We start from the raw sequence: 26,063 nt of genomic DNA, 5'->3' as shown, positions 1-26,063 counted from the left end.
CAGGTGCGACAACCAGAACGTACTGCGCTCCGACATGCTCGTGCTCCCCGAAAAACGGAAGCCGAAGCATGAGGGCTCAACGGGGGCTACGTAAGGATGGGGTTCGTGGAGCGCTTACGATGAAGGGGCCGAGGCCTGGCGCACCGACATCCGCAACGGGCGCCTGTGCACCGGCCTGTGGGGGCTGTGCGAGAAGGCGGACCTGGTGCTGCCGCGGCAATTCCTGCGCTGGCTGATGAACGAGGGTTGCCTGCATCCCGACGGCACGGGCTACGAGCACCTGCTCGCGCATCCCGAGGGGCGGGCACAGATCGAGGCCTTCACCACCTCGCAGCAGCGCGAGATCCGCGCGCAGATGGTGGGCCTGATGGCCGGACCGGCGGCCGAGCAGCGGTTCACGGATGGGGAGGCGCGCCTGTGCAGGGGCAGCGCGCTGCATGAAGTGCGCAAGGCGGAGGGCCTGTCCTGGCTGCTGCCGGGGCGCGACGACTTCGAGCATGCAGCAGAACTGATCGCGCTCACCTTGCGTCGTGCGGAGGTGTGGGCGGCGGTCGAGCGCTTGGCCGACACGCTCGAACGTGCCGGCACGCTCGCTCACGGCATCCGTGCGCTGCTTCCCGCCGCCCTGCCCGGCTGGCCCCCGCGCGGCGCATCGGCGTAGCGCTCTTCCTGCCTGTCGCCCCGGCGGCAACACCGCGGCGACCGCGGCCCGAAGAAGCGATCGCCGCAATCGCGCCTTGCGGCGCTCCCACAGGAAGCGCGGCACCCGGTAGCGAACCGGGCGTGCGGAGGGAACAGCCCGCGTGCGAGCCTGCGGCGCTCCTACAGGAAGCGTCGCGGCGCACCGGAGCGACGGAAGCGGCAAGCCGGGCGGTGGTGTTCATGCCCGGGGACAAAACGAGCGCCGGCTTAAGGCTGGGGCTCGGCGCGGTTGCCTTCGTCCATGCGCCGGATGGCCTGCGCGCCCTGGCGCGCCAGCGCGGCGAGGCGGTCGATCTGGGCATCGAGCTTGGGCAGGGACTCGCGGCGGTAGCGCGAGAGGTCGTCGATGGCGCCGAGCACATCGCCGAAGGCCTGTTCGAGCCGGCCCATGTCGAGCATGGACGAAGAGGCGCGGGTCTGGATGTCCACCCCCTGGGTGCGCAGGGCCTGGGCAGTGCCGGCGATGAGCGCGGAGGTGGTCTCGTTGAGCGCGGCGACGCGGTCGAGCACGAGGCGCTGGTTGGCCAGCCCGAGCGCGACGGTGACGGCGACGTTGAGCGCCGAGACGGTGACGTTGATCGCGCGGTCCACGCCGCGGATGAGCTCGCGGTTGTTGCGGATCACCACCTCGAGCGCGAGCACGCCCTGCTGGCTCACCGCCACCTGCTGCTGCAGGTCGATCACGCGCTGGCGCAGCGGGAAGAGCAGCTCTTCCTCGACGAAGGCGCGCCGCGGCGCGGGCAGGCTGGCGGAGGCGGCCTCGCGGGCCAGGCGGCGGTCGATCATGCGGCCGAGTTCGACCTGGCGCTCGAGCTGGGCGAGGATGGCGCGCAGCGATTGCTGGTCGTCGGCCAGGGTGAGGTTGTCGCGGCGCAGCATGTCGGCGCCGCCCTGCAGGTCGCGGATGATGGCGTCGAGCGCGTCCTGCGCCTTCTCGTATTTCTGGAAGTAGCGCTGCATCGGCTTGCCGACGCCGGGGATGAAGGACAGCGCGCGCGACAGGCCCTCGCCGCTCAGCTTCTGGCGCGCAGGGTCGAGGTCCTGCATCTTGTCGCGCAGCGCGAGCAGGGCCTGCGCGACCGGGCCGCCTTCGTCGCCCTGGTGGGCGAGCTTGCGGATCGGCGCCTGCAGCATCTCGCTGCGCCAGGCGGCCTGGCGCTGCAGCTCGATGCCCATGGTGTCGACCGCCTCGCGCTGGCGCTGCAGCGCCTCCTCGCCGGCGGCGAGCGCGTCGCGCACGAAAGCGTCGGCGAGCGGGGCGAGCTCGGCGTCCTCGTCCGGCTCGGCGTCCTGCGGCGGCAGGGTCTCGCGCGCGATGTCCTCGATCGGCGGCAGCGACAGGCCCGAGCGCGGGCGCCCGCCGCCGCCCGGGTCGCCCTCGGGGGCGTGCGGGAGGATACGGAGAAGGGATCGCAGCGGCAGGCTCATCGGGAGGTTCCTCGGTTCATTGCTGGCGGCCGTAGAGGCCGGCGCGCTCGGCGAAGCGGCGCAGCTCCTGCAGGGCCTGTTCGGTGGCGCCGGCGGGCTGGCCGCGGCCGGTGTCGATGCGCGACACCGCCACCGCGACGTGGTCGAGCGCGGTCAGCGCCGCCTCGTTGCCGGCGGCGATCTCGCCCAGGCGGCGTTCGGTCTCGTCGGCGAGCGCGAGCCGGCGCTGCAGCGCCTCGCGCTCGGTGCCGCCGATGCGGGCGGCCTCGCGCTCCAGGCGCTCGCGCACGAAGTCGGCGTCCAGCCCGACGCTGCCCTGCACCAGCGCGACCATCGCTCCCAGCCCGGCGGCAGCGCCGCTGCCGACCTCGCCCACCAGGCCGCGGGCGCGCTCGTAGGTGACTTCGCGGCGGTCGAACTTCTCGTCGAGCACGTCGAGCGCGCGGTGGTAGCGGGTGAACAGGCGATCGGCCTGCACGGCGAGATCGGGCCGACGCAGGCCGACGAGTTCGCGCTTGACCTCCCATAGCTGCATCACCACCGCATCGGCGTCGGCAGGAACGAAATCGGGGTCCAGCGTGAGCAGGTCGCGCTCGCGGCGTTCGCGCGCGAGCTCGGTGCGCGCACGCTCGCGCGCGGCGGCGCGCTCCTTGCCGGCACGCGCCTGCCGCCAGCGCCGCCAGCGCCGCTCCAGGAAGAGCGCGGCCGGAGCCGCGGCGAGGCCGGCGAGCCAGCCGCCCAGGCTGGCGCCGAAGCCACCCCACAGCGAGGTCAGCAGCAGCACGGTCGCGATCGAGGGCATGGCCACCGCGTAGCGCAGGATGACCTGCCAGCGCGAGGCGAGCTCCTCCGGCACCACCAGGCGCGGGTCGTACATCCCGGCCATGAACCAGGGCACGAAGGAGACCAGCAGGCCAAAGGCGATCCCCTGCAGGAATTCAAACATCCAGACGACTCCGGGTCAGCGCGAAAATAGGGGACAGACCCCAATTTCCGGGGTCTGTCCCCTATTTCCCTTACGCCGCGGCGAGCGCAGGGTTGAGCGAATAGGTGCCGGTGAGCTTCGCCTCGGCGAGCACGTGGCCGGCGATCGCCGCGCGCACGTCCGGGCCGGTGAAGCGGCCCTCGACCGCGCAGCGCGCCACGTCGAGCGCGTACAGCGTGAACACGTAGTGGTGCACGATCTCGTCGTTCCACGGCGGGCAGGGACCGTCGTAGCCGTGATAGTCGCCCTTCATGGATTCGTCGCCGGCAAACCAGGCGGTGTAATCGTTGACGCCGTGGCGGGCGCCGAGCGCGGCCTCCGGCCCGGGCTTGCCACCCGGCGTGACCTCGGCGGAGAAGTGGCCGGCGTCGATCGCGCGCAGCTCGGCGGGCAGGTCGACCACCACCCAGTGGAAGAAGTCCACCCGCGGCAGGCTGGCCGGCACGGTGCGGCCTTCCTGGTTGACGTCGTCGCCCTGGCTCGGCACGTCGGGGTCGTGGCAGACGAGCACGAAGGACTTCGTCCCCGCGGGCACGTCGGCCCACGACAGCTGCGGGTTGCGGTTGCCGCCCAGGCAGACGTGCCCTTCGTCGGCCGGGATGCAGAAGGCGAATTCGCCCGGGATGCGGGCGCCGTCGGTGAAGCTCTGGCTGGTGAGTTTCAAGTCATCCTCCTTGCGGTGTGATGTGGGTACGCGAACGCGCGCTTTCAAGGCGCGTCGCACAGGCAGTGCAGGTAGTGGTGGCGCGGATCGTTCCAGCGCAGCAGCGCGCGGGCGGCGCGCTCCACGTCCGCGGCCGCGGCCGCGGCGGCGAGCGGCGCGGCCGGCGCGCTGCGGCCGGCCAGGTCGATGCCGAGTTCCTCGCCAGTGCGCAGCAGCCGGCGCAACACGCGCTGCTCGAGGGACTCGCCCGCCGCCGGCCACACCACCTGATGCTCGGCGAGGCCGGCGCGCGCGGCCGCGGCGGCGATCGCGTCGTCCAGGCTGCCGAGCTTGTCGACCAGGCCGAGGCCGCTCGCCGCCTCTCCGGTCCACACGCGACCGCGTGCGACCGCGTCGACCTCCGCGACCGTCATCTTGCGCGCCTGCGCGACGACCTCCAGGAAGCGCCGGTAGCCGTGCTCGATGCCGAGCTGCATGGCCTCGGCCGCGGCCGGGTCGAGCGGGCGACGCGGGTCGAGCGCGCCGGCGAGCGGCGCGGTGGCGACGCCATCGACGCCGATGCCGAGGCGGCGCAGCGGCTCGGAGAACTCCGGGAAGAGGCCGAAGATGCCGATCGAGCCGGTCACCGTGGAAGGCGCCGCCCAGATCTCGTCGGCACCGGTGGCGATCCAGTAGCCGCCCGAGGCCGCCACCGAGCTCATCGACGCGATCACCGGCTTGCCGGCCTGGCGGGTGAGTTCGAGTTCGCGACGGATGAGCTCCGAGGCCCAGGCGCTGCCGCCCGGGCTGTCGATGCGCAGCACCAGCGCCTTGATGTCCTCGTCCTCGCGCGCCTCGCGGATCAGGCGGGCGAAGGTGTCGCCGGCGACCACGCCGGCCGGCTCGGCGCCATCGACGATGGTGCCCTGGGCGACGATCACCGCCACGCTGCCGGCGGCGTGACGGGTGTCGTCCGCAGCGAGCGCGAGATAGGCCTCGGCCTCGATGGTGCGCACGTCCTTGCCCTCGTGGTCGGTGCCGACGGCCTCGATCAGGCGGGCGCGCCATTCATCGCGGGTGCTGAAGCGGTCCACCAGGCCGGCGGCGAGCGCGGCCTTGGCGGCATCGCCCCCGGCGGCGGCGAGCGCGCCGCGGATGTCGTTCACATGCGCGTCGATCGCCGCGGGCGCGAGCTTGCGGCTGGCGGCGATGTCGTCGCGCATGAAGCGCCACAGCCCGTCGAGGAGGTCGCGGGTGGCCTCGCGGTCCTCGTCGGACATGTCGCTGCGGGTGAAGGGCTCGGAGAAGGACTTGTACTCGCCGACGCGGAACACGTGCACCTTGACCCCGAGCTTGTCGAGCGCGTCGCGGAAGTAGGTGCCGTAGCGCGCCAGGCCGCGCAGCAGCACGAAGCCGTCCGGCGACAGGTGGAGTTCGTCGGCCACCGAGGCGAGGTAGTACTGCGACTGGGTGAAGCGCTCGCCGCGCGCCAGCACCGGCTTGCCCGAGGCCTTGAAATCGGCGATCGCGGCGCGCAACTCGGCAAGCTTGGAGAAGCCGCCGCCGACCAGCTCGTCGGTCTCGATCACCAGCGCGGCGATGCGCGCGTCGTCGCGCGCCTTGCGCACCGCGTCCACCAGATCCGCCAGACGCAGCTGGCCGGCCGGTGCGCCCCCGGCGCGCAGCAGCGCCAGCGGTGGCTCGAGCTCGGCCTGCTCGACGATCGTGCCCACGGGTCGCAGCACCAGCGCGGACCCGGCTTGCACCTCGGGCTCGGGGTGGAAGAAGAAGGACACCAGCACACCGAGGCCGAAGATCAGCAGGGCGTAGAAGACGCCGCGCACGACGAGGTCGAGCGCGCGCACGAACATGCGCAGCACGTTCAATAGGAAGCGGAACAGGCCCCGGATCATGCTGCTTGTCCTCGTGACGGATGGTTCAGCCCGCGCGGCGGCGGAAGACGAGGTCCCATACCCCGTGTCCCAGCTTCAGACCACGGTTTTCGAATTTCGTCAGCGGACGATGCTCGGGACGCGGGGCGAAGCCGTGGGCGGTATTCTCCAGCGCCGGCTCGGCGGAGAGGATCCCGAGCATCCAGTGCGCGTAGTCCTCCCAGTCGGTGGCGCAGTGGAAGTAGCCGCCGGGCGCGAGCTTGCGCGCGATCAGGGCGACGAAGTCGGGCTGCACGATGCGGCGCTTGAAGTGGCGCTTCTTGCGCCAGGGGTCGGGGAAAAACAGATGCACGCCGGCGAGCGCGCCGTCGCCGATCATGTCGCGCATCACCTCGACCGCGTCGTGCTGCATGATGCGCAGGTTGCCCAGATGGCCTTCCGCGATCAGCTTGCACAGCGCGCCGACGCCGGGCGTATGCACCTCGATGCCGAGGAAGTCGCGATCCGGCATCGCCGCGGCGATCTTCGCCGTGGTCTCGCCCATGCCGAAGCCGATCTCGAGGATCTTCGGCGCCTTGCGGCCGAAGGCCTCGTCCAGATCGAGCGGCGCGGCGCGGTAGTCGATGCCGACCTTCGGCAGCATGTCGTCGAGATAGCGCTGCTGCGCCTCGGACATGCGCCCCTGGCGCAGCACGAAGCTGCGGATGCTGCGGCTGGAGAAGCGGTGCTCGGGGCTGTCGCGGCCGATGATCTCGACACCGGCGACGGGTTCGTCAGGCACTTCGCTCATGAACCGATCAACCCCTGGGTCGGCGAGCTCGGGTCGGCGGTGTAGAACTTGCGCGGCATGCGCCCGGCGAGGAAGGCCTCGCGGCCGGCCTCGACCGCCTTGCGCATCGCGCTCGCCATCAGCACCGGCTTGCCGGCGGCGGCGATCGCGGTGTTCATCAGCACGCCGTCGCAGCCCAGCTCCATCGCGATCGCGGCATCCGATGCGGTACCGACGCCGGCGTCGACCAGCACTGGCACCTTGGCGTTGTCGATGATCAGGCGCAGGTTCCACGGGTTGAGGATGCCCATGCCGGAGCCGATCAGCGAGGCCAGCGGCATGATCGCGACGCAGCCGATGTCTTCCAGCATCTTCGCCTGGATGGGGTCGTCGGCGCAGTAGACCATGACGTCGAAGCCGTCCTTGACCAGGGTCTCGGCGGCCTTGAGCGTCTCGGGCATGTTGGGGAACAGGCTCTTGGGGTCGCCGAGCACCTCCAGCTTGACCAGCGCGTGGCCATCGAGCAGCTCACGCGCAAGGCGCAGCGTGCGCACCGCGTCGTCGGCGGTGTAGCAGCCGGCGGTGTTGGGCAGGATGGTGAATTTCTCCGGCGGCAGCACGTCGAGCAGGTTGGGTTCGCCCGGGTTCTGGCCGATGTTGGTGCGGCGGATGGCCACGGTGACGATGGCAGCGCCGCTGGCGTCGATGGCCTCGCGCGTCTCGGCGAAGTCCTTGTACTTGCCGGTGCCGACAAGCAGGCGGGAGTGGTAGGCCTTGCCGGCGATGACCAGGGGGTCGTTCATGTTGGGAGCCTGTGAGGGTTTGTCTGAGGAATGGGAGCCAGTCGATGCACCGCCGCACGGTGCAGGACCCTGCAGGAGCGGCGCAAGCCGCGATCGGGGCGCCGGACCTCGGCGCGGTGCTGAGGGAGCGCGGTCGCCGCCGCCCGGCCGTAATCGCGGCTTGTGCCGCTCCTACGGGACACGCAGGTCGGGGGCTTCAGCCGCCGCCGACCGCGACGACGATTTCGAGCTTGTCGCCGTCGGCGAGCTTCACCTCGGCGTGGCGGGCCTTGGGCACGATCTCGCCGTTGCGCTCGACCGCGAGGCGCTTGCCGACGAGGCCGCGCGCCTCGAGCAGGGCAAGCACCGAGAGGTCGGGCTGGAGCGATTCGGGCTGACCGTTGAGGAGGACCTGGATCATGGCGTTCGAGGCTGTTCGGGAGCCGAAAATCTTATCACGCCAGCCGTTTGACTTTTCCCTTCGCGGGCGCTAAGTTCCAGCCACCTAGCGCCGATTTGATCAACAGCTTGCGGGCGCTCAACAAATACGGCTAAAGCGAGGGCACCCAGTCCGCGTTTGCAGCCGGCTGGGTTTTTTGTTTTGCAGATGACGAAAATGATCGCACCCCAATCGGTCGGCGTGGTCGTGCCGCAGCGGGCCGAGTTCACCACGCCGCTCGCGCTGCGCAGCGGCGGCACGCTGAACAACTACCACCTCGTCTACGAAACCTACGGCACGCTCAATGCGGACCGCAGCAACGCGGTACTGGTGTGCCATGCGCTGTCGGGCTCGCACCACGTCGCCGGCACCTACGCCGACGCGCCGCACAACGTCGGCTGGTGGGACAACCTGATCGGGCCGGGCAAGCCGCTCGACACGCGCAAGTTCTTCGTGATCGGGGTGAACAACCTCGGCGGCTGCTACGGCTCCTCTGGCCCCAACCAGATCAACCCCGCCACCGGCAAGCTGTGGGGGGCGGACTTCCCCTTCGTCACGGTGGAAGACTGGGTCGAATCGCAGGCGCGCCTGGCCGACCGGCTCGGCATCGAGCGCTTCGCCGCGGTGGTCGGCGGCTCGCTCGGCGGCATGCAGGCGATGTCGTGGGCGCTGCAGTACCCGGACCGCGTCGGCCACGTCGCGGTGATCGCCGCCGCGCCCAAGCTCACCGCGCAGAACATCGCCTTCAACGAGGTCGCCCGCCAGGCCATCCTGAGCGACCCCGAGTTCCACGGCGGCCACTACTATGCGCACGGCGTGGTGCCGACGCGTGGCCTCAAGCTGGCGCGCATGGTGGGTCACATCACCTACCTGTCCGACGACTCGATGGCGGAAAAATTCGGCCGCAGCCTGCGCCACGGCCGCAACACCTACAGCTACGACGTCGAATTCGAGATCGAGTCCTACCTGCGCTACCAGGGCGACAAGTTCGCCGGCTACTTCGACGCCAACACCTACCTGCTGACCACCAAGGCGCTCGACTACTTCGACCCCGCCTTCGAGTATGGCGGCCACCTGCCCGCGGCGCTTGCCCGCGCCAGCGCCGACTTCCTGGTGATTTCCTTCACCACCGACTGGCGCTTCTCGCCCGAGCGTTCGCGCGAGATCGTCTACGCGCTGCTGCACAACAAGCGCAACGTCAGCTACGCCGAGATCGACTGCCCGGCCGGCCACGACTCCTTCCTGCTCGACGAGACGCGCTACCACAAGCTGCTGTCGGCATGGTTCGACCGCATCGAGGTTTAAATTGATACAACCCCCAAGCTCACTGCGTTCGCTGCCCCCCGAGGGGGCGTCAGTACGCTTGAGACGGCTCGGCGCACACTGACATGACTTCCTATCGCTACGACTACGACGTGATCACCCAGTGGATCGAGCCCGGCGAGAAGGTGCTCGACCTGGGCTGCGGCGACGGCGAACTGCTGCGCCACCTGATGGACGTGCGCCAGGTGCAGGGCTACGGCGTCGAGAACGACCCCGACAAGCTGCTCGCCAGCGTCAATAACGGCGTCAACGTGATCCAGATGGACCTCGAAAAGGGCCTCGTCGGCCTGGAGGACGGCTTCTTCGACCATGTGATCATGAGCCTGTCGCTGCAGGCCATGCACAACACGCTGGGCATTCTCGCCGAGATGCTGCGCGTGGGCCGCGAGGCCGTGGTGAGCTTTCCCAACTTCGGCTACTGGCGCCACCGCCAGAGCATCCTCAACGGCCGCATGCCGGTTTCGGAGAGCCTCCCGCACCAGTGGTTCAACACCCCCAACGTGCGCTTCTTCACCATCGCCGACTTCGACGCGCTGTGCGAGATGAACGGCATCGCGGTGCGCGAGCGCCTCGCCTTCGACGAAGGCAAGCTGGTACTCGACGAGGCCAACTTCCTCGCCAGCGTGGCGGTGTACCGCCTGGGACGCAACGGCTGAGGCGCCCGCTGCCGCGGGCCTCCCATACTGAACCGTGACCGCGCTGCGGTCACGGGCACAGGAGACGCGCAGCGATGCAGGAGAACAGCCAGGCCGTCCTCGTCGCCACCGGCGCGCTTCCCGCGTTGATCCTGATCGCCGCGGCGCTGACCTTGCCGGTGTGCCTGACGCTGCTCGCCTTGTACCGACGGGCGGTGCTGCGCTCGATGGCGCTCGCCAGCCCGGCCGCGGGGCTCGGCGGCTCGCGCCGGCCGCAGACCGCCCCCGCGGCACCACCAGCGGCAGCGCTGCGCCTGGAGTTGTGCGGGGCAAACGCCGCGCACGACAGCCCGACGCTGGCGGCGCTGCGGCGATCTTTGCGCGCGGCCGGCCTCGTCCATCTGCTCGCCGGACTCGCCTGCGCCCTGGTGCTCACCGCCGCCTGGATGCAGTTCACCTGGGGGGACGGCGGCTTCGTGCTGGTCCGCTTCCTGCTGATGTTCGCCTGTCACGCGTGGCCGGCCGTGCTCGCGGTCGGGCTGGTGACGGCGGGCACGACGCGACAACGTCTGGCGCTGGGACTGGCCTACGTCCTGCTCATGCTCGCCCTCGCCGCGTGGGCGCTGGCGCGCAACCCGGAGCTTTCGGCGCTCGATCTCGCGCGTTTCTGGGCCAGCACCAACCTGCCGCCGACCGTGCTGCTGCTCGCCTTCCTGCACCGGCGCATCCGTGCGGTAGGACCGCTGGTGCTCGCCTTCATGCTGGTCGCGGTAATCGGCGCAGAGGCGGCGGTCCGGCTGGCGGGGCAGAGCGAGGCGACGATGCGCCTGGCGATCGGCGTCGGCGGCGCGCTCGGCCTCGACGGCACGCAGACCTTCTGGGCACTCCTGCTCGTCGGGGCCGCCGTCGCCGCACTGCTCGGCCGGCGGGTGCTGAAGTGGCTGGGCAGGCGCCACGTCGCACGCCGCAGCAGCGACCAGCTCCTCACCCTGGAGGCGATGTGGCTGCTGTTCGCGGTCGTGCAGTCGGTGGGCTTCGCCTTCGAGGGGCTCGCCTGGCTCGCGGCCGGCCCGCTCGCCTTCCTCGCCTGGAAGCTGACGACGGTGGCCGGCTTCCGCCTCGCCGGGCTCGGGCACGCGCAAGCCCCGGAACCCGGGCTGCTGCTGCTGCGCGTGTTCGCGCTCGGGGCGCGCAGCGAGCGCCTCTTCGACGCCTTCGGCAAGCGCTGGCTGCGCATCGGCAACATCGACATGATCGCCGGCCCCGACCTCGCCACCACCGCGGTGGAGCCGCACGAGTTCCTGGATTTCGTCGGCGGACGGCTGTCGCGCGCCTTCGTGCGCGACGAGGCCGACCTCGCGCGGCGCCATGCGGCACGCGCGCTGGGGCCGGACCCGGACGGCCGCCACCGCGTCAACGAGTTCTTCTGCCACGACGACACCTGGCGCCCGACCATGCTGTGCCTGGCGCGGGCGGCGGATGCGGTGCTGATGGACCTGCGCGGCTTCTCGCCGCAGAACGAGGGCTGCCGCTACGAGCTGCAGCAGCTGCTCGACCACGTGGCGCTGGAGCGCGTAGTGGTGCTGGTCGGGCGCGATACCGACCGCGGCTTTCTGGAAAGCACGCTCGCCGCGCTATGGCAGTCGAGTCGGGCAGAGTCCCCCAACCGCGACAACCCGGGCCCACTGCTGCGCATGGTGGACGAGCACGGGGACGAGACCGCCGCGCGCCTGGTCGAGACCTTGCTGGAAGCACCGCCGCGGAAGGCGGCGGTGGCTTGAACGAACGAAAGGATCAGCCGACCACGAAGGACGAGACGTCCACCCGCACGGTCGGACGATCGAGCGCGACCGCGGTATGGAGCGCGTACTTGCGCGCCCATTCGCCAGCCTGCTCGAAACGGCTCTCGCCGCCGTACTTGGCAACGTTGAGCACCATATCGAGGACGAGCACCTTGCCCATCGGGTTGGACGGGGTGCACTCGAGATCCTCGAATTCCCTGGCGAGCCAGCTGCGGGCCTGCTCCTTGGTGGTCGAGGCGACGTCGGCATCGCGCAGCGGGAACTCGTACTCGCGCTCGCCTCCGAAGACCACGGTCACGGTGTGGGACATGAAAAACGACCTCCACGAATCGGGGAATTTTGCTTTGCCGGCATTGTTGAGTCAGAACGTTTCAGACGCAAGCAAAGTATCGAATTGTGTAAACCGGGGGGTCGCGGATGATCTGCGATAATGCGCGGCCCTGCAACACCCCGGCCGCTCCTCCTTGTCCGCACCTCCCTCTCCTGCGTTCGCGCGTGCCTGGCGCCTGTCCGCCATCCTGGTGCTCGGCTTCGCCTCCGGCCTGCCGTTGGCGCTGACCGGCCAGGCCATGCAGGCCTGGCTGACAGTCGACGGCGTGGACCTCGCCACGATCGGTTTTTTCGGCCTGGTCGGCGTCCCGTATACCTTCAAGTTCCTGTGGGCGCCGCTGATGGACCGCTTCGAGCCGCCCTGGCTGGGGCGCCGGCGCGGCTGGCTGGCGCTGACGCAGCTCGCGCTGGCGGCGCTGCTGTGGTGGATGGCGAGCCTGTCGCCGACGGCCACGCCGGGCCTGTTCGCCATCGCGGCGGTGGCGATCGCCTTCCTCTCGGCCTCGCAGGACGTGGTGGTGGACGCCTACCGCACCGACCTGCTGCCCGAGGCCGAGCGCGGGCTGGGCGCCTCGGTGCACGTCTTCGCCTACCGCCTGGCGATGATCCTGTCCGGCGGCATCGCGCTGATCTGGGCCGGGCAGTGGGCGTCGTGGCCGCGGGTATACGAGACCATGGCGCTGATCATGGCGGCCTGCGCGGTGGTGTCGCTGCTGGCGCTGCCGCGCGTGTCGGCGGCGCTGAAGCCGCTCGATTCCGACCCCAGGCGCGAGCTGCTCGGCTTCGCCGCGATGCTCGCCGGGGTCGCCGCCGGCTACTGGAGCGCCCGCCAGGCGCTGATCCTGCTCGGGCTCGACCCGAACGACGCCAACCGCTGGATCCAGCTCCTGTTCGTGATGGCGGAGATCGCGCTCGCGCTGCCGCTGGCGGGCTGGGCGGCGCGTCGTGCCGGCTTCGAGACGCTCAACCGCTCGCTGTCGAGCTACTTCGCACAGCAGGGCGCGGCCGCCTTCCTGGCGCTGATCATCCTCTACAAGCTCGGCGACGCCTTCGCCGGCAGCCTGACCACGCCCTTCCTGATCAAGGGCATGGGCTTCTCGCAGGAAGAGGTCGGCATCGCCAACAAGGTGATCGGCATCTGGCTGACCATCCTCGGCGCCTTTATCGGCGGGCTGATCATGACGCGGCTGGCGCTGTACCGCTCGCTGCTGTTGTTCGGCGTGCTGCAGCTGGTGTCCAACTTCGGCTTCTACCTGCTCGCAGAGCTCGGCAAGGGCGCCTGGGGCGCAGTCATGGTGCCGGCCTTCGACTGGGGCTTCGTGGCGATCGACACGCCGGCCGCGCTCGACCGGCTGCTGCTGACCGTGATCGCCGGCGAGAACATCAGCGGCGGCATGGGCACGGTGGCCTTCGTCGCGCTGCTGATGGGGCTGTGCAACCAGCGCTTCACGGCGACCCACTACGCCATGCTGTCGGCCTTCGCCGCAGTGGGGCGGATCTACGTCAGCCCGCTGTCGGGCGTGCTGTCGCAGAGCATCGGCTGGCCGGCCTTCTTCCTCTTCTCGATCGTGGTCGCCGTACCGGGCGTGGTGATGGTATGGTGGCTGCGCGACGCGCTCGCGCGCCTCGGCCGCCCGCAGACCGACGGCATGGTGGACGACTGATGGCGCACACCGGCACGAGCGCACGCGGCGAGTTCCTCGCCGGCTGCCGCGACGAGGCGCCGCTGCTGCTCGGCGTGGCGCCCTTCGGCATGATCTACGGCATCGCGGCGCTCGCCGCCGGGGTGCCGGCCTGGCTGGCGCAGCTCGCCTCGGCCATCGTCTTCGCCGGCGCCGCCCAGCTCGTCATCGTGCAGATGCTGGCCGCCGGCGCGGGCTTCATTCCCATCGCGCTCACCTCCGGCCTGCTCAACCTGCGCCACGTGCTCTACAGCGCCTCGATGGCCGAATACGTGCGCCACCTGCCGCGGCGCTGGCGCCTGCTGCTGGCCTACGTGCTCACCGACGAGGCCTATGCGGTGGCGGTGCTGCGCTACCAGCAGCGTCATGCGGCAGCGGCGGACCACGCCGAGCACACGAACGCCACCGCCGACCTGCGCCACTGGTACTTCCTCGGCGCCGGCTTCACGCTGTGGGCGGGCTGGCAGTTGTCCACCGCCGCCGGCCTGCTGTTCGGCACCACCATCCCGCCCGAATGGGAACTCGACTTCGCCGTGCCGCTCACCTTCATCGCCTTGCTCACCCTGCTGCTGCGCGAGCGCGCAGGCCAGGCCGCAGCGCTGGTGGCCGGCCTCGGCGCCCTCGCCTTCGCCGCCCTGCCCTACAAGCTCGGCCTGGTGGCGGCGATCGTGCTCGGGCTCGCTGCTGGCGCGTGGACGGTGCGCCGGCTGGAGCAGGCACGATGAGCACGACAGCCCTGCTCCTGCTGCTGGTGCTGGTCGGCCTGCTGACCTACCTGTACCGCTACGCGATGATCGGCCTCTTCGCCAGCCGCAGCCTGCCGCGCTGGCTGCATGCCTTGTGCCTTCACATCGCACCGGCAAGCTTCGCCGCGCTGACCGCGAGTGCCCTCTTCGTGGCCGGCGGCGAAGTCGTTTTCGCCTTCGACACCCCGCGCCCCTGGGCGGCGCTGGTCGCGGTGCTGGTGGCCTGGCGCACGCGCAACGTGCTCGCCACCATCGGCGCCGGCATGGCCGCCCTCTACCTGCTCAAGCTGCTCTTCCCGACATGACCGCCCGCATCCTGATCGACGCCGCCCGCGAACTCTCCGCGGCGGTGGACGCACTCCCCTTCGCTCCGCCCGTGACCCACGTGTACAACCCGCTCGACTACGCCTGGGAGGTGCACCGACGCTACCTCGGGCGCTATGGCGACGGCCGCCGGCGGGTGGTCTTCGTCGGCATGAACCCCGGCCCCTTCGGCATGGCGCAGATCGGCGTGCCCTTCGGCGAGATCGCCAGCGCGCGCGACTGGCTGGGGCTGGAGGGCCCGGTCGGGCAGCCGCTCATCGTCAACCCGAAACGGCCGGTGGAGGGCTTCGCCTGCGCGCGCTCGGAGGTCAGCGGCCAGCGCCTGTGGGGCCTGTTCCGCGCCCGCTATGGCGCACCCGAGGCCTTCTTCGCCGAGCACTTCGTCGCCAACTACTGCCCGCTGGTGTTCTTCGAGGGTGGCCGCAACCTCACCCCCGACAAGCTGCCGGTGGCCGAGCAGCGCCCGCTGCTGGCGGCCTGCGACGCGCATCTGCGCATCCTGGTCGGGGCGCTGCAGCCCGAGTGGGTGATCGGCATCGGCAACTGGGCGGAAAAGCGCGCCAGCGAGGCGCTTGCCGGCCTGCCCGGGGTGAAGTTCGGCCGCGTGCTGCACCCCAGCCCCGCCAGCCCTGCCGCCAACCGCGGCTGGGCCGAGGCGGCGACGAGGCAGCTGACGGAGCTGGGGGTCTGGCGCAGCTAGCCGGCGCCGATCGGTCGATGGGTGGCGTTCGCGGCTTGCGCCGCTCCTGCAGGAAGCGGGAGCCGCGCCGGTTCTCGTAGGAGCGGCGCAAGCCGCGAACGCCGACCGCGGCAGCGGCCTCAGTGCCCGAACACGTCCGAATCCAGCATCTCCGGATCGGGGCGGTCGAGCGCACCGATCGCGGCGAGCTCCTCGGCGGAGAGCTCGAAACCGAACACGTCGAGGTTCTCGGCGAGACGCGTCGGGTTGGACGACTTCGGGATCGGCACGTAGCCGAGCTGGGTGTGCCAGCGCAGGATCACCTGCGCCGGCGTGCGGCCGTGGCGGCGCGCGACGTCCAGGATCGTCGGGTCGGCCAGCATGGCGTTGGCGCGTCCGAGCGGGCTCCACGACTCGGTGACGATGCCGCGCGCCTCGTGCACCTCGATGTGGTCGCTGCGCGCATGCCAGGGGTCGAGGTGGATCTGGTTCACCTGCGGGCACAACCCGCGATCGAACAGTTGCTGCAGGTGGGCGGGCTTGAAGTTCGAGGTGCCGATCGCGCGCACGAGGCCGGCCTCCTGCAGCTTCACCAGGCCTTCGAAGGCCTCCACGTAGCGGCCCTGGTCCGGGTTGGGCCAATGCACCAGGAAGAGGTCGATGTAGTCCAGGCCGAGGCGCTCGAGGCTGGCCTCGCAGGCCTGGCGCGCGCCCTCGACGCTGTGCCATTTGCGGTTGAACTTGGTGGTGACGAAGAGCTCGCCGCGCGCGACACCCGCGCGCCGGATACCTTCGCCGACGCCACGCTCGTTCTCGTAGTTCTCGGCGGTGTCGATCAGTCGATAGCCCATGTCGAGCGCGAGAGCGACCGTCTCGGCGGCCTCGCTGTCGTTCATCGGCCAGGTGCCGAGGCCGAGCCGCGGCATCTCGACACCGTTGGACAAGGTGAGCAGGGGAGCTGGCGTGATTTTCATGAAAATCTCGAGAAAGAGAGAGGGGCTACAGGATTCCACATTCCGGCGTCTTATGTAAGGACCCTGGGAACCACGCCAGTGCAGATCCGTCGGGCGTGGCGCCGTCACAGGGTCAGCGCGCACCGAGGCATGGCCTCGAAACGGGCAGGCCGGCGGGGCGGCCTCCGCGTGCCATCTCCCGCCTTGCAATCACTCCCGAGGGCGGTTCCACGTGAAACCGCCCTCGCGCGGCCCTCCCCTGCTCAGCGCCGCAATTCATCCGTGAGCCGCTTCAGATCCAGCGTGCGCGCACGCTGCGCGATCTCGGGCGCGTAGCGCTCCTGCATCGCCTTGGCCTGCTCGAACAGGCCTGCGAAGGCCTGGCGCAGTGCATCGCCATCGACCGTGCGGCCGCCACCGTAGTACTGCACCGCGACCTTGCCGATCGCCCAGGTGGTCGCGAAGGAGAAGGCCGAGCCGGTCGCCTGGCTGCCCACCGCGCGCCCCGCCCCGCCGAGCACCTTGCCGAGCAGGCCGCCGATCAGCCGGCGGCCGAACTGCTCGACGTACTGACCGGTCAGGCCCACGCCCGCTGCGGCGAGGAAGTCCTTGATATGCCCGCGGTCGAGCTCGTACCCATGCGCCTGGCCGATGCGATACACCAGGCGCAGCTGCAGCGGGATGATCGCCATCGAGGCCATCGACTGCGGCAGCAGCTCGAGCGCGCCGTTGAGGATCGACGCATTCAGGATGGTCCGGTCGAGCGCTGCCGCATCGGGGGCGGCGGCGGCGGACGGCGCAGCCGCCGGCTCGTCCTCGCCCAGGCCGGGAAGGCTGGCGAGCGGCCCGTCGGCCGGCGCCTGGCCGAGCGCTTCCGCCTCGCGCACGAAGGCGTCCGCAGCCGGCCGCGAGAGCTCGAGCAAGCCGGACAGGCGCTCGAGGAAGTCCTTCTCGCGCGCATCCAGCCCACCATCGGCCTCGCACACCCCGACCGCCAGCTCGAAGGCGAGCTGGCGCAGGTTCGCCTCGCCCAGCCCGGCCACCGCCGCCTCCAGGCCGAGCCCGCCGAGCAGGACGTCCTGGTAGAGCGCGATGAAGTCGATCTCCGCCTCGCGCCCGAGCGATTCGGCGACCTTGCGCACATGGTCGCGCTCTACCGCCCCCTGGTGACCGTCGGCGAAGGCCGCATGCAGGCAGATCGCGACGAGGGAACGGGCTTGCTGTGGATTCAGGTTCATGGACGGACTCCGCGGTGGAAAACATTCAGGTTGGGGATGGGCGGTGGCGCTTCAAGCGCGCATGACACGCTGTAACGATTCGACCGGCGCGGCGGCGGGACGATCCCCCCGTGCTGCGAGCACGGCGCGCCGATGCTGGCCGCCGCCGGCCGGCACGGACATAATTACGCATTACCGCACTCCAGGCCCGCACACACCATGTCCCAGTCGATCGAACATCTCTTCGCCAACAACAAGAACTGGTCGGAACGCATGCACTCCGAGGACCCCGAGTTCTTCTCGCGCCTGGTCAAGCAGCAGTCGCCGGAATACCTGTGGATCGGCTGCTCCGACAGCCGGGTGCCGGCGAACCAGGTGATCGGGCTCGCGCCGGGCGAGGTCTTCGTGCATCGCAACATCGCCAACGTCGTCGTGCATACCGATCTCAACGCACTCTCGGTCATCCACTACGCGGTCGAGATCCTGCGCGTGAAGCACATCCTCGTCGTGGGCCACTACGGCTGCGGCGGCGTGAAGGCGGCGATGAACGACAACAAGACCGGCCTCACCGACAACTGGCTGCGCCACATCCAGGACGTGCGCGACCGCCACATCGATCGCCTGGAGCGCTTCACCGACCCGGCCGAGCGCGCCGACCGCCTGTGCGAGCTCAACGCCATGCACCAGGTGGTGAACGTGTGCCAGACCTCGGTGCTGCGCGAGGCCTGGCAGCGCGGCCAGGGCGTCACCGTGCACGGCTGGTGCTACAGCCTGCAGGACGGCCTCGTGCGCGACCTCGGCGTCAGCGCGGGCACCCGCGAGGAGGCCGTGGAGCGTTATCGCGACGCGGTCGAGCGCATCGGCTGACGCTGCCCGCCACGGCATGGGGACCCGCATCGGCATCGACCTCGGCGGCACCAAGATCGAGCTCGTGGTGCTCGACGCCGACGGTCGCGAGCGCTGGCGCCGCCGGGTGCCGACCCCGCAGGGCGACTACGGCGGCACGCTGCGAGCCATCGCCGCGCTGGTCGAGGAGGCCGAGCGCCTCACCGGCGCGGGCGCCCGCATCGGCGTCGGCACACCGGGGTCGCCTTCGCCGCGCGACGGCCGCATCCGCAACGCCAACTCCACCTGCCTGAACGGCCAGCCGCTGCAGCAGGACCTCGAAGCCCTGCTGCGCCGACCGCTCCGCCTCGCCAACGATGCCAACTGCCTGGCCATGTCGGAGGCCGCCGACGGCGCCGGCGCGGGTGCACGTACCGTGTTCGCAGCCATACTCGGCACCGGGGTGGGCGGCGGCATCGTCGTCGACCAGAAACTGCTGGTGGGCGCCAACGCGGTGGCCGGCGAATGGGGCCACAACCCGCTGCCGCTGCCCGCGCCCGACGACCTCCCCCTGCCCGCCTGCTATTGCGGACGCGCCGGCTGTATCGAGACCTACCTGTCCGGTCCCGGCCTGGCCGCCGATCATCTGCGCCATGGGGGCGAGCCCCTCGACGCTGCAGCCATCGCCCGCCAGGCCATCGAGGGCCAGCGCGCCTCTCAGGCCAGTCTCGAACGCTACGAGCTGCGGCTCGCGCGCGCACTCGCGGGCGTGATCAACCTGCTCGACCCCGAGGTCATCGTGCTCGGCGGCGGCCTGTCGCAGATCGCGCGCCTGTACGAGCACGTACCGCGGCGGTGGGCTGCGCACGTGTTTTCCGACACCGTGTCCACGCGCCTGCTGCCTGCACGGCACGGCGACGCCTCGGGCGTACGCGGGGCGGCCTGGCTGTGGCCGTCGAACTGAGCGCGTCGAGCGGGAATTCTCCCGGGCAGCGCGGCACGGTGTGAATCGCGACTGGCGTCGCTCCTACAGGCGCCTGCGGGGGCGCGGCGGTTTTCTGTAGGAGCGACGCCAGTCGCGATTCGGCCGCCAGGATCCTCACGCAGCCCGTCGGGGCACGACGCCGGCGACCGAGACGAACATTCCCGCCTGGCTGCCCTGACGAACCATCACCCTGCCTCAGACCTCCAGCGGATCCACGTCCAGCTGCCAGCGCAGCTCGCGCGCGGTGCGCTGGCGGTAGAGCACCGCGACCCACTCCGCGAGGAAGGCCTGCAGCGGACCGCGGTGGTCGGCCTCCACGAGCAGCTGCGCGCGTTCGCGGCGGGCGAGGCGGGTCATGCGCATCGGCACCGGGTCGTACAGACGCAGCCCCACGGGCGCGCGCTCCTCGGCGAGCCGGCGCGCATGGCGCAGGAACTCGACGGCATCCTCCAGCGCCGGCGCATCGGCACGCAGCATGGCCTGGTGGGTGAAAGGCGGGAAGCCCGCGGCACGGCGCTCCTGCAGGGCCATGCGGGCGAAGGCGTCGAAGTCGTGCTTGGCCAGGTGCAGATAGAGCGGGTGCATGGGGTATTCGGTCTGGATCAGCACCTCTCCGGGCAACGCGCCGCGACCCGCACGGCCGCCGACCTGCATCAGCTGCTGGAACAGGCGCTCGGGGGCGCGAAAGTCCGCGGCATGCAGCGAGGCGTCCGCCCCCACCACCCCGACCAGGGTGAGCTTGGGGAAGTCGTGGCCCTTCGCCATCATCTGGGTGCCAACCAGGATGTCGGCCTCGCCTGCGGCGATGGTGTCGAGCAGCGTCTCCCACTGGCTGCGCGTGCGCGCCGCGTCACGATCGACGCGCAGCACGCGCGCCTGCGGAAAGAGTTCGGCCAGGCGCGCCTCGATACGCTGGGTGCCGCGGCCGAAGGGCTGGATGTCCTGGTCGCCGCAGCTCGGGCAGGCGTGCGGGATCGGACCGTCGCAGCCGCAGTGATGGCAGCGCAGGCGGCGATCGGCGAGGTGCACCACGAGGTTGGCCGAGCAATGCGGGCAGCGGCTGACCCAGCCGCAGGACGGACACGACAGCACCGGCGCGTAGCCGCGGCGGTTGAGGAAGACCAGGCTCTGCTCGCCGCGCTCCAGGCGCTGCGTGATCGCAACATGCAGCGCCGGGCTCAGGCCTTCGTCGAGCTTGGTCCTGCGCGTGTCGATGCAGCGCACCGCCGGCAGCGTGGCGGCGACCGCACGCCGGCTCAGCCTCTGCAGCGCATAACGCTCGCTGCGGGCGTGGAACCAGCTCTCCAGCGAGGGCGTCGCCGAGCCGAGCACCACCGGCACGTCGCGCTGGCGGCCGCGCCACACCGCCACGTCGCGCGCCGAGTAGCGCACGCCTTCCTGCTGCTTGTACGAGGCATCGTGCTCCTCGTCGACCAGGATCAGGCCTAGCCGCGGCAGCGGCGCGAACACCGCAAGGCGGGTGCCGAGCACGATGTCGGCACGACCGCTGAGTGCCTGCACGAAGCCGCGCGAACGCGCACCGTCGGCGAGTGCGGAATGCAGGCTGACCACGTTGGCGGCGGCAAAGCGCTGCGCCACGCGCTGCTCGAGCTGCGGCGTCAACGCGATCTCCGGGACCAGCATCAGCACCTGACGGCCCTGCGCGAGCGCGTGCGCGGCGAGGCGCAGATAGACCTCGGTCTTGCCGCTGCCGGTGACGCCATGCAGCAGCCAGGGCCGGAAACGCATCCCGGCACCGACGATCGCGTCCACCGCGGCGGCCTGCTCCGGCGTCGCCAGCGGCTGCGCGCCGGCTTCGTGACGCGCGCCGGGGTCGGCAACGATCTCCAGCCAGCCACGGCGCAGCAGTTCGCCCACCGCCTCGCCACCCTCCCGGGCACGGATCGCGCTGCGCCGCCACGGCCCCGGCTCCGCAGCGAGCGCCTGCAGCAGCGCGAGCGCCCGGCTCGCCCGCCGCGCCGCGCAAAGCGCCTCGCCGCCCTTCGGGGCGACGCCAAGCAGCGGATCCTCGTCCTCGTCACTGACGCCGTCGGCGCGACGCAGGCCAGGAGGCAGCGCGAGCGCCACCACCTCGCCGAGCGGCGCGTGGTAATAGCGCGCCACGAAGGACACCAGCTCCAGCCAGTCCGCAGGCAAGGCCGGCACGCCGCGCTGGATGTGCAGCACGGGCTTGATCCGTGCGAGTTCCACCCCCGCTTCGTCGCCGATACCGACGATCAACCCGGTGCGTTCACCGCGCCCGAACGGCACCTTCACGCAGCGCCCGACGTCTCCCACGCCCGCATCCGCGGCCGTGTAATCGAAGGCTTGCGGCAGCGGGATCGGCAGGGCGACGCGGACGATGGCCATGGAGCGGCGGAGGCTGGAGAAAAAATTGTTCTTCTTCAGCGACTTGTACGACTTCGCTGAGAGCGGGCCGAGAAAACGGCGGGCAAGTGGCTGGCGGGAAATGAGGCTTCCAGCTTGTCCACAAAACCTGTGGATAAGTTTGTGGGAAAGCTGGGTGAATCGGGCTCAAACCTGCGCCGCACAAGGGGTTTCGTCACAATGCCTTAACATTGCGCGAATTTTTCTACTTTATTTTCAATGACTTATGAAAACTATCGGACAAAGCCCGTTATGGGCGGCATTCCCGGGCAGAACCCGTGAAATGTGCATAAGTCAAGCCCGGAAAACACGAATTCGTGCTTGACAGATGGCGGCGGAGGCCTGTTCTGCAGCGCACCGCCGCCCGCACGCCTCAAGCCCCGGCGCGGATCGCCCGGCTGTGCGCGTGCACGGTGTCTACCAGCACGCTCACGCTCTCCGGAGGGGTGTACTGCGAGATGCCATGGCCGAGATTGAAGACGTGTCCCGGATGGTTGCCGAAGGCATCGAGCACCCGGCGCGTCTCCGTCGCGACCGCCTCGGGCGGGGCGAACAACACGTTGGGGTCGAGGTTGCCCTGCAGCGCCACCTTGTCGCCCACCAGGCGACGCGCGCGGCCGATGTCCATGGTCCAGTCGAGGCCGACCGCGTCGCAACCGATCGCGGCGATCGACTCCAGCCACAGGCCGCCGCCCTTGGTGAACACGATGCTGGGCACGCGCTGGCCGTCGCGCTCACGGATCAGGCCTGCTACGACCTGTTCCAGGTAAGGCAGCGAGAACTCCTTGTACGCGGCCTCGGACAGCACACCGCCCCAGGAGTCGAACACCATCACCGCCTGCGCGCCGGCCTCGATCTGCGCGTTGAGGTACTTCACCACCGCCTGCGCGGTGACGTCGAGGATGTGGTGCATCAGGTCGGGGCGGCTGTAGGCCAGCGACTTGACCTTGCGGTAGTCGTCGGAGGAGCCGCCCTCGACCATGTAGCAGGCCAGGGTCCACGGGCTGCCCGAGAAACCGATCAGCGGCACGCTGCCGTCGAGCGCACGGCGGATCTCGGCGACCGCATCCATCACGTACTGCAGCTCGGCGTGGGGGTCCGGCGCGCTGAGGTTGCGGATCTCCCACTCGTCCTTGAGCGGGCGCTCGAAGCGCGGGCCCTCGCCCTCGGCGAAGTACAGGCCGAGGCCCATCGCGTCGGGCACGGTGAGGATGTCCGAGAACAGGATCGCGGCGTCGAGGTCGTAGCGCGCGAGCGGCTGCAGGGTCACCTCGCAGGCCATCGCCGGGCTCTTGCACAGCTGCAGGAAGCTGCCCGCGCGCTTGCGCGTCTCGCAATATTCGGGGAGGTAGCGCCCGGCCTGGCGCATCAGCCAGACGGGGGTGTATTCGGTGGGCTGGCGCAGCAGGGCGCGCAGGAAGGTGTCGTTCTTCAGGCGGCTCACGTCGAGTCCTCTATCGGGGCGTTCATGCACAAGCCGGGATTATCGCCTGTCCGGCCCCCGAACGGGCTTGTCGTCGGTCAAGCAGTCGCGGCAGGGCCGCTCAGCGCCGCCAGAACGTGGGGGTGAGCACCACCAGGAAGGTGAAGATCTCCAGACGGCCGAGGATCATCGCGAAACACAGCACCCACTTGTGGAGGTCGTCGAGCCCCTGGTAGTTGGACGCCGGCCCCACCAGGCCGAGCCCCGGGCCGGTGTTGTTGAGGCAGGCCACGACCGCCGAGAACGCCGTCACCAGTTCCAGCCCGGCAGCGGAGAGCACCAGGGTCAGGCTGACGATGCTGACCATGTACATGAAGCTGAAGCCGAGCACGGCGTGCAGGATGTGCTCGGGCACCGGGTTCCTGCCCATGCGCACCGGGCGCACCGCGTTCGGATGCAGCGAGCGCACGATCTCGCGGATGACCTGCTTGTACAGGATCATCGCCCGCATCATCTTGATGCCGCCGCCGGTCGAGCCCGAACAGGCGACGAAGCTGCCCAGGAAGAGGATCCAGATCTGCGCGAACATCGGCCACAAGGTGTAGTCGTGCGTGGCGAGCCCGAGCGAGGTCGAGATCGAGACGACGTGGAAGGCGACGTAGCGCAGCGCCTCGCCGAAGTCGGTGAAGATGCCCTGGGCGAGGAGGTACGCGGTGAGCATCAGCGTGGAGAGCGCGAGGACGCCGAAATAGAAGGGGATCTCGGGATCGCGCCGATAAGGCGCCGACGAGCGCCGGACCAGCGCGAGATAGTGGGTCGCGTAGTTGAGTCCGGCGAGCAACGCGAAGCCGGCGGTGACCAGCTCCACCCCGACGCTGTCGAAATGCCCGAGCGACGCGTCGCGGTTGGAGAAGCCGCCCAGGCCGGCGACGGAGAACGCGTGGATCACCGCATCCCAGGGCGCCAACCCTGCCCACCACAGGCTGAATCCGCAGGCGATGGTCAGCAACACGTAGGTCAGCCACAGCCCCTTCGCCGTCTCAGCGATGCGCGGGGTCAGGCTGGAGTCCTTCATCGGCGTCGGCACCTCGGCCTTGTAGAGCTGACGACCACCGATGCCGAGCAGCGGCAATATCGCCACCACGAGCACGATCACCCCCATGCCGCCGACCCAGTGCATGAAGGTGCGCCACAGGTTGATCGAGATCGGCAGGTGCTCGAGCCCGGTGAGCACCGTGGCGCCGGTCGCGGTGAGTCCGGAGACCGCCTCGAAGTAGGCGTCGGTGAAGCCGAGATCGGGGATGTAGGCCAACAGCGGCAGCGCGCCGAAGAGCGGCAGCACCACCCAGGTCGCCGCCACCAGCAGGAAACCGTCATGCACCCGCAGATCGCGCCGCTTGCTGCGCGTCGCCGCCCAGAGCAGCAGGCCGGCGACGAAGGTGACGAACAGGCCCTGGTCGTAGGCCAGGGTCGCGCCGTCGCCCAGCACGGCCGACACGACGAGCGGGAAGCCCATCAGCAGCCCGAAGATCATGATGATCAGGCCGAGGGCGTTGAGCGCGGGGTAGTACGCGCGGGCGCGGGCGTCGGACGACATGTCAGAGGAAGTGGAAGCCGACCTGGAACAGCTTCTCGACCTTCTGCACCAGCTTCTTGTTGGTGCAGAACACGATCACGTGGTCATCCTCGCGGATCACCGTGTCGTGGTGCGGGATGATCACCTCGCGGCGGACCACCCTGCCCTCCTCGTTCTTCTCGTCGCGCACCACCGCGCCGATGCTCGCGCCACGCGGCAGGGCGATCTGCTCGATCGGGCGCCCGACCACCTTGGAGTCCTTGCTGCTGCCGTGGGCGATGATCTCCAGGGCCTCGGCGGCGCCGCGGCGCAGGCTGTGCACCGCGACCACGTCGCCGCGGCGCACGTGGGCAAGCAACGTCCCGATCGAGGTGTGCGCGGGCGAGATCGCAATGTCGATCGGTCCGCCCTGCACCAGGTCGACATAGCTCTTGCGGTTGATGAGCGCGAGCGTGCGGCGCGCGCCCATGCGCTTGGCGAGCGAGGCGGACATGATGTTGTCTTCCTCGTCGTTGGTGAGCGCGACGAATAGGTCGGTCTCGTCGATGCCCTCGGTCTCGAGCAGCTTCTCGTCGGTGGAGTCGCCGCGCAGCACGAGCGCATTCGACAGATGCGAGGCGAGCATCTCGGCGCGGGTGCGATTGAGCTCGAGGATCTTGACGTGGTGGTTCTCCTCGATCGACTGCGCGAGCCGGAAGCCGATGTTGCCGCCGCCGGCGATCATGATCCGCCGCATCGGCCGGTCGGAGCGGCGCAGCTCGCGCATCACCTGGCGGATGTGCACCGTGGCGGCGAGGCAGAACACCTCGTCGCCGGGCAGGATGATGGTGTCGCCCTCCGGCATGATCGGCTCGCCGTTGCGATAGATCGCGGCGATGCGGACCTCGACGTTGGGCAGGTGGAAGCGCAGCGCCTTGAGCGGATGGCCGACCAGCGGCCCACCCTCGAAGGCGCGCACGCCGATCAGGCTCACCACGCCGTCGGCGAACTCGAGCACCTGCAGGGCCTCGGGGAAGGCGATCAGGCGCTTGATGTAGTCGGTGACGACCTGCTCGGGACAGATGGAGAAATCCACCGCGAAGTTGTCGTCGTCGAGCAGTTCGGGATGGTCGACGTAGTCGGTCGAGCGCAAGCGCGCGATCCGCGTCGGCAGGTTGAACAACGCCTTGGCGATGCGGCAGGCGCACAGGTTGGTCTGGTCGGACTGGGTCACCGCGATGAGCAGGTCGGCATCGTCCGCGCCGGCCTCGCGCAGCACTCGCGGCGAGGCGCCGTTGCCGCACACGGTGCGGATCTCGAGGCGCTCGCGCAGCGCGCCGAGATACTCCTCGCTGGTGTCGACCAGGGTGATGTCGTTCGCTTCGGAGACGAGGTTCTCGGCCACCGAGGCGCCGACCTGGCCTGCACCCAGAATGATGATCTTCAACGTTGTATCCGGAAGTGTCCAAGCCGCCGATTCTACGCCCCCCACCCGGCCCGGCAAACGCAGACGTTGCGCCGCAGCAACCGCCGGATCCTGCCGAGCCGTGGCGCAG

General features: G+C 70.1%; 24 protein-coding genes. 10 read left to right on the top strand and 14 right to left on the bottom strand.

Translation table 11 applies throughout. The annotated features are described in order from the left end of the window. The first annotated feature begins 205 nt into the window (after positions 1 to 205). Positions 206 to 661 carry a hypothetical protein gene (locus PO78_RS02040; protein ID WP_231570593.1) on the top strand — a complete coding sequence of 152 codons (456 nt, stop codon included), beginning with the start codon at positions 206 to 208 and terminating at the stop codon, positions 659 to 661. A 248-nt stretch (positions 662 to 909) separates the two neighbouring features. Here the strand turns inward: PO78_RS02040 and PO78_RS02035 are convergent, their stop codons facing one another. From PO78_RS02035 to thiS, 7 genes are all read right to left on the bottom strand, one after another. Then, positions 910 to 2,130: a toxic anion resistance protein gene (locus tag PO78_RS02035; RefSeq protein WP_043741780.1), complete on the bottom strand. Its 1,221-nt coding sequence runs from the start codon at positions 2,128 to 2,130 to the stop codon at positions 910 to 912. Positions 2,131 to 2,146: 16 nt separating this feature from the next. Continuing rightward, positions 2,147 to 3,076 carry a hypothetical protein gene (locus PO78_RS02030; RefSeq protein ID WP_012586308.1) on the bottom strand — a complete coding sequence of 310 codons (930 nt, stop codon included), beginning with the start codon at positions 3,074 to 3,076 and terminating at the stop codon, positions 2,147 to 2,149. A 70-nt stretch (positions 3,077 to 3,146) separates the two neighbouring features. Beyond that, positions 3,147 to 3,779, bottom strand: a complete 633-nt coding sequence (locus PO78_RS02025) for a YbhB/YbcL family Raf kinase inhibitor-like protein (protein ID WP_043741777.1) — start codon at positions 3,777 to 3,779, stop codon at positions 3,147 to 3,149. Positions 3,780 to 3,823: 44 nt separating this feature from the next. Then, the gene (sppA, locus tag PO78_RS02020; protein WP_043741774.1) at positions 3,824 to 5,671 is read right to left on the bottom strand and encodes a signal peptide peptidase SppA; all 1,848 of its coding nucleotides are present in this window, start codon (positions 5,669 to 5,671) and stop codon (positions 3,824 to 3,826) included. 25 nt (positions 5,672 to 5,696) lie between these two features. After that, a complete protein-coding gene (trmB, locus tag PO78_RS02015; protein ID WP_004325776.1) occupies positions 5,697 to 6,440 on the bottom strand; it encodes a tRNA (guanosine(46)-N7)-methyltransferase TrmB in 744 nt (247 codons plus the stop codon). Further along, positions 6,437 to 7,222, bottom strand: a complete 786-nt coding sequence (locus tag PO78_RS02010) for a thiazole synthase (protein ID WP_004325777.1) — start codon at positions 7,220 to 7,222, stop codon at positions 6,437 to 6,439. Before PO78_RS02010 ends, trmB begins: the two co-directional genes overlap by 4 nt. A 196-nt stretch (positions 7,223 to 7,418) precedes the next feature. Beyond that, positions 7,419 to 7,622 carry a sulfur carrier protein ThiS gene (thiS, locus tag PO78_RS02005; protein ID WP_004325779.1) on the bottom strand — a complete coding sequence of 68 codons (204 nt, stop codon included), beginning with the start codon at positions 7,620 to 7,622 and terminating at the stop codon, positions 7,419 to 7,421. Positions 7,623 to 7,817: 195 nt separating this feature from the next. On the opposite strand from thiS, the gene metX reads away from it, so the two are divergent. From metX to PO78_RS01990, 3 genes are all read left to right on the top strand, one after another. Further along, positions 7,818 to 8,945 (top strand): homoserine O-succinyltransferase MetX, encoded by a 1,128-nt coding sequence (gene metX / locus PO78_RS02000; RefSeq protein ID WP_004325782.1) that lies wholly within the window; start codon positions 7,818 to 7,820, stop codon positions 8,943 to 8,945. An 83-nt stretch (positions 8,946 to 9,028) separates the two neighbouring features. Further along, on the top strand, positions 9,029 to 9,619 hold the full coding sequence (metW, locus tag PO78_RS01995; RefSeq protein ID WP_004325783.1) for a methionine biosynthesis protein MetW: 591 nt from the start codon (positions 9,029 to 9,031) through the stop codon (positions 9,617 to 9,619). 74 nt (positions 9,620 to 9,693) lie between these two features. Further along, positions 9,694 to 11,379 carry a hypothetical protein gene (locus tag PO78_RS01990; protein WP_043741769.1) on the top strand — a complete coding sequence of 562 codons (1,686 nt, stop codon included), beginning with the start codon at positions 9,694 to 9,696 and terminating at the stop codon, positions 11,377 to 11,379. A 13-nt stretch (positions 11,380 to 11,392) separates the two neighbouring features. Here PO78_RS01990 and PO78_RS01985 read toward each other — a convergent pair whose 3' ends face one another. After that, positions 11,393 to 11,710: a hypothetical protein gene (locus tag PO78_RS01985; RefSeq protein ID WP_004324381.1), complete on the bottom strand. Its 318-nt coding sequence runs from the start codon at positions 11,708 to 11,710 to the stop codon at positions 11,393 to 11,395. 154 nt (positions 11,711 to 11,864) lie between these two features. Between PO78_RS01985 and PO78_RS01980 the strand changes: the two genes are divergently transcribed. Genes PO78_RS01980 through PO78_RS01965 form a run of 4 tightly spaced genes read left to right on the top strand, consistent with a single transcriptional unit; the run spans position 11,865 to position 15,182 of the window. Next, positions 11,865 to 13,394, top strand: a complete 1,530-nt coding sequence (locus PO78_RS01980; protein WP_043741766.1) for an AmpG family muropeptide MFS transporter — start codon at positions 11,865 to 11,867, stop codon at positions 13,392 to 13,394. Beyond that, on the top strand, positions 13,394 to 14,137 hold the full coding sequence (locus tag PO78_RS01975; RefSeq protein ID WP_043741764.1) for an AzlC family ABC transporter permease: 744 nt from the start codon (positions 13,394 to 13,396) through the stop codon (positions 14,135 to 14,137). The genes PO78_RS01980 and PO78_RS01975 overlap by 1 nt, the downstream gene beginning before the upstream one ends. After that, positions 14,134 to 14,463 carry an AzlD domain-containing protein gene (locus PO78_RS01970; protein ID WP_004324376.1) on the top strand — a complete coding sequence of 110 codons (330 nt, stop codon included), beginning with the start codon at positions 14,134 to 14,136 and terminating at the stop codon, positions 14,461 to 14,463. Before PO78_RS01975 ends, PO78_RS01970 begins: the two co-directional genes overlap by 4 nt. Beyond that, positions 14,460 to 15,182 carry a uracil-DNA glycosylase family protein gene (locus tag PO78_RS01965; protein WP_043741760.1) on the top strand — a complete coding sequence of 241 codons (723 nt, stop codon included), beginning with the start codon at positions 14,460 to 14,462 and terminating at the stop codon, positions 15,180 to 15,182. The genes PO78_RS01970 and PO78_RS01965 overlap by 4 nt, the downstream gene beginning before the upstream one ends. Positions 15,183 to 15,301: 119 nt before the next feature. Here PO78_RS01965 and PO78_RS01960 read toward each other — a convergent pair whose 3' ends face one another. Both PO78_RS01960 and PO78_RS01955 read right to left on the bottom strand, forming a co-directional pair. Next, positions 15,302 to 16,135, bottom strand: coding sequence for an aldo/keto reductase (locus PO78_RS01960; protein ID WP_043741758.1), 834 nt, complete (start codon positions 16,133 to 16,135; stop codon positions 15,302 to 15,304). 242 nt (positions 16,136 to 16,377) lie between these two features. After that, positions 16,378 to 17,352: a YcjF family protein gene (locus tag PO78_RS01955; RefSeq protein ID WP_012586315.1), complete on the bottom strand. Its 975-nt coding sequence runs from the start codon at positions 17,350 to 17,352 to the stop codon at positions 16,378 to 16,380. Positions 17,353 to 17,550: 198 nt separating this feature from the next. Between PO78_RS01955 and can the strand changes: the two genes are divergently transcribed. Both can and PO78_RS01945 read left to right on the top strand, forming a co-directional pair. Next, positions 17,551 to 18,198, top strand: a complete 648-nt coding sequence (gene can / locus PO78_RS01950; RefSeq protein WP_043741756.1) for a carbonate dehydratase — start codon at positions 17,551 to 17,553, stop codon at positions 18,196 to 18,198. 16 nt (positions 18,199 to 18,214) lie between these two features. After that, positions 18,215 to 19,120 (top strand): ROK family protein, encoded by a 906-nt coding sequence (locus tag PO78_RS01945; RefSeq protein ID WP_012586317.1) that lies wholly within the window; start codon positions 18,215 to 18,217, stop codon positions 19,118 to 19,120. A gap of 216 nt (positions 19,121 to 19,336) precedes the next feature. Here the strand turns inward: PO78_RS01945 and PO78_RS01940 are convergent, their stop codons facing one another. The 4 genes from PO78_RS01940 to trkA all read right to left on the bottom strand — a co-directional run bounded on the left by PO78_RS01940 (position 19,337) and on the right by trkA (position 25,954). Next, positions 19,337 to 21,511 (bottom strand): primosomal protein N', encoded by a 2,175-nt coding sequence (locus PO78_RS01940; protein ID WP_043741753.1) that lies wholly within the window; start codon positions 21,509 to 21,511, stop codon positions 19,337 to 19,339. Positions 21,512 to 21,902: 391 nt separating this feature from the next. After that, a complete protein-coding gene (hemE, locus tag PO78_RS01935) occupies positions 21,903 to 22,973 on the bottom strand; it encodes a uroporphyrinogen decarboxylase (RefSeq protein WP_004315390.1) in 1,071 nt (356 codons plus the stop codon). A 100-nt stretch (positions 22,974 to 23,073) separates the two neighbouring features. After that, on the bottom strand, positions 23,074 to 24,549 hold the full coding sequence (locus PO78_RS01930; RefSeq protein ID WP_012586319.1) for a TrkH family potassium uptake protein: 1,476 nt from the start codon (positions 24,547 to 24,549) through the stop codon (positions 23,074 to 23,076). 1 nt (position 24,550) lies between these two features. Then, positions 24,551 to 25,954 (bottom strand): Trk system potassium transporter TrkA, encoded by a 1,404-nt coding sequence (gene trkA, locus PO78_RS01925; RefSeq protein WP_004315386.1) that lies wholly within the window; start codon positions 25,952 to 25,954, stop codon positions 24,551 to 24,553. Positions 25,955 to 26,063: the final 109 nt, after the last annotated feature.

The organism is Thauera sp. SWB20, from assembly GCF_000831325.1.
Lineage (GTDB): Bacteria > Pseudomonadota > Gammaproteobacteria > Burkholderiales > Rhodocyclaceae > Thauera > Thauera aminoaromatica.
This window is presented reverse-complemented; position numbering and strand designations above follow the sequence as displayed.

What these genes read in the sequence shown, in the direction of transcription:
- PO78_RS01940 (WP_043741753.1), bottom strand. Translation starts at nt 21,511, where the DNA reads ATGGCCATCGTCCGCGTCGCCCTGCCGATCCCGCTGCCGCAAGCCTTC.
- PO78_RS01975 (WP_043741764.1), top strand. Translation starts at nt 13,394, where the DNA reads ATGGCGCACACCGGCACGAGCGCACGCGGCGAGTTCCTCGCCGGCTGC.
- metX (WP_004325782.1), top strand. Translation starts at nt 7,818, where the DNA reads ATGATCGCACCCCAATCGGTCGGCGTGGTCGTGCCGCAGCGGGCCGAG.
- thiS (WP_004325779.1), bottom strand. Translation starts at nt 7,622, where the DNA reads ATGATCCAGGTCCTCCTCAACGGTCAGCCCGAATCGCTCCAGCCCGAC.
- PO78_RS02010 (WP_004325777.1), bottom strand. Translation starts at nt 7,222, where the DNA reads ATGAACGACCCCCTGGTCATCGCCGGCAAGGCCTACCACTCCCGCCTG.
- trmB (WP_004325776.1), bottom strand. Translation starts at nt 6,440, where the DNA reads ATGAGCGAAGTGCCTGACGAACCCGTCGCCGGTGTCGAGATCATCGGC.
- PO78_RS01985 (WP_004324381.1), bottom strand. Translation starts at nt 11,710, where the DNA reads ATGTCCCACACCGTGACCGTGGTCTTCGGAGGCGAGCGCGAGTACGAG.
- sppA (WP_043741774.1), bottom strand. Translation starts at nt 5,671, where the DNA reads ATGATCCGGGGCCTGTTCCGCTTCCTATTGAACGTGCTGCGCATGTTC.
- PO78_RS01960 (WP_043741758.1), bottom strand. Translation starts at nt 16,135, where the DNA reads ATGAAAATCACGCCAGCTCCCCTGCTCACCTTGTCCAACGGTGTCGAG.
- PO78_RS01990 (WP_043741769.1), top strand. Translation starts at nt 9,694, where the DNA reads ATGCAGGAGAACAGCCAGGCCGTCCTCGTCGCCACCGGCGCGCTTCCC.
- PO78_RS02030 (WP_012586308.1), bottom strand. Translation starts at nt 3,076, where the DNA reads ATGTTTGAATTCCTGCAGGGGATCGCCTTTGGCCTGCTGGTCTCCTTC.
- metW (WP_004325783.1), top strand. Translation starts at nt 9,029, where the DNA reads ATGACTTCCTATCGCTACGACTACGACGTGATCACCCAGTGGATCGAG.
- PO78_RS01955 (WP_012586315.1), bottom strand. Translation starts at nt 17,352, where the DNA reads ATGAACCTGAATCCACAGCAAGCCCGTTCCCTCGTCGCGATCTGCCTG.
- PO78_RS01970 (WP_004324376.1), top strand. Translation starts at nt 14,134, where the DNA reads ATGAGCACGACAGCCCTGCTCCTGCTGCTGGTGCTGGTCGGCCTGCTG.
- PO78_RS01965 (WP_043741760.1), top strand. Translation starts at nt 14,460, where the DNA reads ATGACCGCCCGCATCCTGATCGACGCCGCCCGCGAACTCTCCGCGGCG.
- PO78_RS01930 (WP_012586319.1), bottom strand. Translation starts at nt 24,549, where the DNA reads ATGTCGTCCGACGCCCGCGCCCGCGCGTACTACCCCGCGCTCAACGCC.
- PO78_RS02035 (WP_043741780.1), bottom strand. Translation starts at nt 2,130, where the DNA reads ATGAGCCTGCCGCTGCGATCCCTTCTCCGTATCCTCCCGCACGCCCCC.
- PO78_RS01945 (WP_012586317.1), top strand. Translation starts at nt 18,215, where the DNA reads ATGGGGACCCGCATCGGCATCGACCTCGGCGGCACCAAGATCGAGCTC.
- can (WP_043741756.1), top strand. Translation starts at nt 17,551, where the DNA reads ATGTCCCAGTCGATCGAACATCTCTTCGCCAACAACAAGAACTGGTCG.